Origin of the sequence: Christensenella sp. (genome assembly GCF_034927525.1) — a bacterium.
In the GTDB taxonomy this organism is placed as follows: domain Bacteria; phylum Bacillota; class Clostridia; order Christensenellales; family Christensenellaceae; genus Christensenella.
Genome location: NZ_JAYFPU010000365.1, coordinates 1 through 4,999 on the forward strand (window position 1 = coordinate 1; position 4,999 = coordinate 4,999).

5 protein-coding genes are annotated in these 4,999 nt (G+C 50.6%); 4 read left to right on the forward strand and 1 reads right to left on the reverse strand.

Going from position 1 to position 4,999, the window contains the following annotated elements; genetic code table 11:
• Positions 1–848: MFS transporter (locus VB081_RS14435; protein WP_323401476.1), on the reverse strand; the 848-nt coding region annotated here is incomplete at its 3' end.
• Between the two features lie 184 nt (positions 849–1,032).
• Here VB081_RS14435 and araD point away from each other — a divergent pair.
• The 4 genes from araD to VB081_RS14455 all read left to right on the forward strand — a co-directional run.
• A complete protein-coding gene (gene araD, locus VB081_RS14440) occupies positions 1,033–1,707 on the forward strand; it encodes an L-ribulose-5-phosphate 4-epimerase AraD (protein WP_323401477.1) in 675 nt (224 codons plus the stop codon).
• Entirely contained in the window at positions 1,700–2,698 is a 999-nt protein-coding gene (locus tag VB081_RS14445; RefSeq protein WP_323401478.1) for a helix-turn-helix transcriptional regulator, read from the forward strand. Before araD ends, VB081_RS14445 begins: the two co-directional genes overlap by 8 nt.
• Entirely contained in the window at positions 2,695–3,891 is a 1,197-nt protein-coding gene (gene nadE / locus VB081_RS14450; protein WP_323401479.1) for an NAD(+) synthase, read from the forward strand. The genes VB081_RS14445 and nadE overlap by 4 nt, the downstream gene beginning before the upstream one ends.
• 33 nt (positions 3,892–3,924) lie before the next feature.
• Positions 3,925–4,999: GTP pyrophosphokinase (locus VB081_RS14455; RefSeq protein WP_323401480.1), on the forward strand; the 1,075-nt coding region annotated here is incomplete at its 3' end.

The window sequence follows — 4,999 nt, forward strand, 5'->3', positions numbered from 1 at the left end:
TTTCTGCGCCCGATCTTGTCGGACATCCACGGAGCCAGCAAGCGGCCCGCGGCCGATGCGATACCCGTGACCATGACGCCTGCGAGCGCCGCCGCCTCACTCAGGTTGCGCAGCTCCCCGAGCGATTTGAGCAGTGGGTTGATGATGAAATACGCGGGCGTGATGAGCATCATGGCAAGGAAAATGAAATAATAGTATTTCGTTTTGACCATTTCGAGCGGTGTGAATTGTTTCTGTGTGGAAAGGTCGGGCACAGAAACGTTGAACGCATCCATATATTCCTTGGACGGATTTTTGACGAACCAGCCGAAGATCAGGATGATCACAGCAAAAATAAGGGCAAGGATCAGGAAAGTCTGCGATACGCCTACTGCTTTGAGCAGCGTATTGACGATGGGCGTGAACACAACGGTGGAAGCGCCGAACGTGCACACGATGATGCCCGTTGCAAAGCCCTTCTTATCGAGAAACCATTTTTGTGCACATGAGATGGTGGACGTGTAGGCAGCGCCTACGCCAAAGCCCGCCATGCCGCCGTAGCAGACATAGATCAGCCACGGCATGTTCTGTGGTACGAACGAGGAAAGCAGAATGCCGGCGACAAACATCGCGCCGCCTAAAAAGACGACGGGTCGCGGACCTTTTTTATCGTTTAAACGTCCGCCTAAAACGATGCCAAGAACAAAGGTGGCGAGCATGATGGAAAATGTGAGCGAAGCGTCTGCGGCGCTCCAGGAATAATATTCCATGACCGACGGCTGGAAGATGCTCCAGATATAAATGATACCGATACAAAGCTGGATGATCGCGCCGGAAAAAAGCGGCAGGAATTTGTTCTGTGATTTCAAAATGAGGCCACCTCCAAAATATCATCTAGTCACGCATTTTAGCATGCTAATATAATGATATATGATTCTTATGGAAAAATCAACGCAATACTTGTGAAAACAGCAGGCAGGATGTAAAATAGGAAAAGAAGGGCGGGGAACTGTTCCGCCGAGTAAAATGAACATAAGTTGAGGTAGGGCAAACATGCTTGAGGGAATTAAGATCGAGGTATACAAGGCGAACATGGAGCTTGAGAAATATGGCCTTGTGATGCTGCGGTGGGGCAATATTTCGGCGATGGACGACCACACGGGGTATATCGTCATCAAACCAAGCCGCATCCCGTATTCCAAGATCAAACCGGACGATATGATCGTGTGCGATATCGAAGGGAAGATCATCGAGGGGGCGCATACGCCTTCTTCCGACTTGTTTACGCATCTTGAGATATACAAGGCCTTCAAGGAGGTGCGCAGTGTTGCGCACACGCATTCCAAATGGGCGACCGTGTTTGCGCAGGCGGGAAAGAGCATCCCTAACCTCGGTACGACGCATACGGATTATTTTAAGCATGACATCCCGGTCACGCGTACGATGGAGCCGGACGAGATCACACGGGATTATGAGAAGAACACAGGTAAGGTCATCGTGGACGCTTTCGCCGTGAAAAACCCAATGACCACGCCTGCGGTGCTCGTCAAGAACCACGGGCCGTTTGTGTGGGGCAAGGACATCCCGCAGACGGTGGACAACGCGGCGGCGCTCGAGTATGTTGCGGAAATGGCGTTTTATACCATGCGGCTCAACACCGACGCGGAGATGAACGAATACCTGATCGACAAGCATACCGAAAGGAAGCAGGCCAGAACACATGAGTGATAAAACCACCAGTACAGAGCGGCAATTGTTTATTTTGTCGCTGCTTGCACAAAAAAAGAGCGGTTATACGATAGGCGAGATCATCGATTCGCTGAAACGTATGGCAGACATCGACGCGACGCGGCGTATGGTGGTGCGGGATATGGATTATATCTCGCAGAATTTTTTTGTGTATGAAGAAGATGTGGGCGGCAAAACGGTTTATAAAGCGGACAAGTATGCGCTTTCGGAAATGGATTTTTCGATTGCGGAGGTGCTTTCGCTATACTTTACACGCGAGGTGCTGGAATCTTACACGACGCTTGATATCGCAAAAAACGGATTGAAAATTTTAGACAAGATACTCGCTAAGATGCCTGAGCTTTCGAGAAGCGCGATGGAAAACGTAGAAAAAATGATCAAGATCGTGCCCGCTTCCGCGGCGAGCGAGGAAACGGACGAGGATATTTTAGAGGCTGTGCAGACAGCGGTGCAGGAATCCCGCAGCTTGCAGATCGTATACAGCTCGTTTTCGACAGGCGAGACACAGACGCGCAAATTCGATCCGTATGTGCTGGAGGTGCGAGAAGGCTGTTGGCACACGATCGGTCATTGCCATCTGCGGGGGGCGGTACGCGACCTGCGGCTGTCGCGTATGGAGGAAGCGAAACTATTGACGGACGCGTTCAGCGTACCCAAGAGGTTTTATGAGGAATATCAAAAGACGCGTTTTGACAAGCTTGCGGGCGCAGAGCTAAAGGAAGTCGAGGTGCGCTTTGCAGGAGAAGCGGCACGCCTGGTAAAAGAGTTCCATGCGCACAAGGCGGATAAGCTGGAAGAAAAAGAGGAAGCGGTCATTTTTTATAAAAAGACCGCGGTTACGCCAGATTTGAAGGCATGGATTTTGTCGTTCGGGGCACAGGCGGAGGTTCTTTCGCCGTCCGAACTAAAAGAGGCGGTACAGCGCGAGATCGTGGAAATGGCACAAACATACAAGGCGGTAAACAGATGAAGCAGAGGCTGATCCTAAACGATATATCCCCGGATTTTAAGCGGGATACACAGACGAGCGAAGAATATATCGAAAAAAAGAAAAAGCAGAGCATCGCTTTTGTGGAGCACTATCTTGAATGGTCGGGCGCAAAGGGCATCGTGCTTGGCATGTCGGGCGGCGTGGACAGCTTCCTTGTTGGGGCGCTGTGCGCTGTGGCGTGTGGGAATACGAACCGGAAGCTGCATCTTGTGCTGCTTCCCAACGGGCAGCAATCCGACATCGGCGACGCGCACGCCTGCGCGAAGCGGATCGTGGAGATAAATCCGCAGACGGTATGCGACAGTGTATCGATCGCGGGCGGTTACGCCGGGGCGGTGAGTGACCTGAAGGGCGCGACAGGTTTTTCAGGCGACGTGTATACGCTGGGGAATTTGCAGCCAAGGCTTCGGATGATGTACCAGTATGCGCTTAGCAAGGGGATGCTTGTTGCGGGGACAGACCATGCGACGGAATCGATCACCGGGTTCTATACCAAATACGGCGACGGCGGGAGCGACATAAACCCGATACAGGAGCTGGTGAAGGACGATATCTATGAGATGTCAAAAATGTTCGGTGTGCCGGAGGCGGTGCTTAAGAAGCAGCCGGCCGCGGGACTGGGCATTTCGGCGACGGACGAGGAAGAACTGGGCATTCGCTATGACGATATCTGCGCGTATCTCAAGGGGTACAAAATCGCGGATGATGTGCGCGAAAAGCTGGAGGGGATATATGACCGGTCGGCGCATAAGCGTGCACTGCCTGCTTCCTTAAAGGACGAATACTATGTGAAAAAACCGACAGTGCACATCCATGTCGGGCAGATCAGCGATGAACGCATATTGCGGACAACGATCGCGGACATCAACGCACATCCGGAGCAGATCGTGCTGTATATCGGTGAATATGCGCCGGAACAGGCGTTTTATGATGAGATCATCAAGACGGTCAACACACCCATCGCGCACTATAATATGTTTTGTGTGAAGGACAAAGAAGCGGTGAACGAGACGTTTGGCAATCTGACGGATTGTTTGAAGCGCGATATGGTGGGGCGTGTCGTCGTGTCGGGCGAGGTGGGGACTGCGCTTTCCGACGCTGTGGTGTGGCTGATGCACAACGGCTTTGAGGTGACGCTGCTAAAGGATTGCCTGACGAGGATCAAAAAATAAGGACATGACACAAAAGTAAAGGGAAAAATGGGAATGGATATTTTTAAGTACGTGGACGAAGTGGTCGGCTATTACGAAACAGTCCAGTATCGATACAAGAATATTGCGCACGATCTGAAGCATATGCTGGAGGACGTGATCGTCAAGAATTCGGAGTATACGCTCAACATCTCGTACCGCGTCAAGGAGACGGACAGCGTGCGGGAGAAGCTGATTCGTAACAGCTACTACAGGATGCATACCTCAAAAGAGGAGGTTGTCGCCAATATTCAGGACATCATCGGCATACGCATCGAATGCAAATTCAACGAAGACGAGCAGTATGTGTATCAGCTGATGCTCAAGATGTTCAATAAGACGGACGACCAGATCTTTTTTTATAACTCGAAATTTCCGAAGATGCGCTTTAAGCTCAATGAGAAGCAGCCCTCGAAGCAGAAGAACGGATTTGATATCTATAAGATCGACGCGCGCTATGAGGACAACAAGGGCGAAGAAGACGAGATCCGCGTGAATTTTGAGATACAGATCAAGTCGATGATCAATATGTTCTGGGGCGAGATCGAGCACAAGATCATTTATAAGAATCCTTCGTACTTTATGGTGGAGCAGCAAGTGATCGAAAACCTTGTTTCGATCAAGGAAAACCTGAATCTTGTCGATCATCAGCTGCATGATCTCTATAAGAGATACAAACGCGACAACAGCTCTAAGCTGCATTACCGCAAGGAAACGATCGAAAACATTGTTTCTAAGCTGGTGCATGACACGATCGCGCGCAAGATGAAAAACGATCTGGGGTTTGTGGTGCAGTTCAAGGAAAGCTGCGACAGCATCATCGATTATCTTTTTATTGTAAACAACGCGGCGCAGATGGAAGATTATGGACGGATATTGACGGATATCTTCTATATCACCAGCAACATGACGGGCGAGGAGATGAATTTCCGCGAATCGCTGGAGCTGGAGCGCGGCTTTAGCACAGGCGACCCGTTTGTGGACACAGTGGGCACAACCATCCAGAGGCTGATGAACGTGGACTTTAACTGGCATTTGTATTGCATGATCTTGTTTGAGCTGGAGCGCGGCAGCAACATCGATAATTTAG

What these genes read in the sequence shown, in the direction of transcription:
- araD (WP_323401477.1), top strand. Translation starts at nt 1,033, where the DNA reads ATGCTTGAGGGAATTAAGATCGAGGTATACAAGGCGAACATGGAGCTT.
- nadE (WP_323401479.1), top strand. Translation starts at nt 2,695, where the DNA reads ATGAAGCAGAGGCTGATCCTAAACGATATATCCCCGGATTTTAAGCGG.
- VB081_RS14445 (WP_323401478.1), top strand. Translation starts at nt 1,700, where the DNA reads ATGAGTGATAAAACCACCAGTACAGAGCGGCAATTGTTTATTTTGTCG.